This window comes from Novispirillum itersonii (genome assembly GCF_014205675.1).
GTDB classification, from domain to species: Bacteria; Pseudomonadota; Alphaproteobacteria; order Rhodospirillales; family Rhodospirillaceae; genus Novispirillum; species Novispirillum itersonii_A.
In genome coordinates this window covers 1-1756 of the sequence record NZ_JACIIX010000036.1, presented here as the reverse complement: position 1 = coordinate 1756, position 1756 = coordinate 1, and the positions used below count along the sequence as shown (strand labels likewise).

Annotated in this window: 1 protein-coding gene; it reads right to left on the bottom strand. The window is 58.0% G+C overall.

Annotated elements, in window-relative coordinates; all coding sequences use genetic code 11:
- Window positions 1-466: 466 nt before the first annotated feature.
- Window positions 467-1657 carry a RecB family exonuclease gene (locus FHS48_RS19830; protein ID WP_311769169.1) on the bottom strand — a complete coding sequence of 397 codons (1191 nt, stop codon included), beginning with the start codon at window positions 1655-1657 and terminating at the stop codon, window positions 467-469.
- Window positions 1658-1756 lie beyond the last annotated feature (99 nt).

The following is a 1756-nucleotide window of genomic DNA, read 5'->3' as shown; positions in this document are numbered from 1 at the left end:
CCCTAAGCATCTACCTGGACCCTATGCCAGAAATCTGAATGCTTGGTGTTGGCTACCGGGATAGCGCCAAACCGCCGAGCGAACCGCTCCAGCAGTTTCCCTTCCTCAGCTTTGTGATCTGGCGTAGTGGAATAGGAAAATTGCGCCCCGAAGGCCCCTGCGTACTCGTAAATTGGCCAGTAGACGTCGTAGCCAATTCGGGCATTGGCCGCTGTCGCTGCGCTATGTACGTTATGTTGGGTCAACCGCACAGACAGGCTTTCGGCTTCCCCGATGTAGAACACCGCCCCCGCTCGGCGCGGATATGTGAACTCGTGGTTAGGGGCTATCAGGACATAGACCCCAGGCTCGTCGGGAACCCCACTAAGCGTATCAAGGGGGCGTCGGCGACTGAATGTGGTGCGAATGTCGGGAAATGAGCGGCCTGCCGGGCAAGTGAACGCCCTCAGAAAGGAATTCCAATCCATCAGCATTTCCTCGCCACAAAGTTCATGTCGCAATAGGACCGCAAGTCACATTCTGGGCATGCCTTCGCCGGTCGGGCCGCCATAGAAAAATCTTTGCCTTCAATGCGCTTCACTACCGCGTCCACAGCGGCGATGGTGTCGTTCACCGCATGTTTGTTATTCGGGAAGCTGACGTACGGATTCCCGGCCTCTTCGCTCGTGTAATAGAGGTGCATCCGGCTAACGGTCTGGCCAAGCTGCTCCTCGACCAAATGCGCGTAAATCTGAAGCTGGCGGCGGTAGCGATCCAGCTTCTCGCGGTCGCCAACGAGGTCGGGTTTGCGCTCTGATTTGAAGTCGATGATCTCGACTGATCCGTTTTCCCCTCGCACAAGGTCGATTTGGCCTTTCAGGATGTAGGCGTCCTTCAGCAGGGAAATTTCGACCTCGGCGTCTTGGAGGCGATTCCAGTTGTGCCTCTCACGCTGAACGTACCGGCGAACGTGGGCGAGGGCGATTTCCTGGGCCACCGGCGTCAGGTAGACCCGTTCCCGCTTGGTCAGGTGGTGGTAGTTGGTGCGGAACCAGACTTGAACCTGTTCGTCAGTGACCCTGCCTTCCTCGCCCCGGAGCACCGTCTTATGGACGTCTTCGATGGTCTGGTGAACCAACGTGCCGAACAGGATGGCGTTCTTTCTGACCGGAGCGAACTCCAACTCCTTGAAGAAGCGGTATTGCTGAGGGCAGCCCTCATAGACCAGGACGTGCGAGGTGAAGGAATACTCGTTCTTTAGGTTCACGGGCTTGATGGATGCCAACTCGATTTCCGCCGGGTTGAAATCAAGTGATCGCCAATCGGCCAGCCGCCCGTAGGTTGTGGACAGATAACAGGAAGGCACATTCTTCTGGCCCCTGCCGTTGGCGACGTTCTCCTGGCACGTCAGCACCAGCATGTTCTGCGCTCGGGAGAACGCCGTGTAGAACAGTCGCCAGAAGTCGACGGTCTTGGTCCGCTCCATCGGCTCGAAGGGAGGCCGGTGGTAGAACCGCTCCTGCAACAGGACATCGAGGTCGTCGTATTGCTTGCGGGGCACGGCGCCCATGGAGCCAACCAGCACCAAGGGGAACTCCAGTCCCTTGGATTGATGGATGGTCATGAACGAGACACAGCCGCTGGGGGCGTAGGCCGTCTCGTCCTCGTACTCCTCGATGCCGCCTGGACTTGCCCGGAAAAAGTGGAGAGGGAACCGGGCTTTATGCGGCCAGCTTAAGAGCGGTGCTCTCGAACTGGATGGGGCTCATATAGCCTA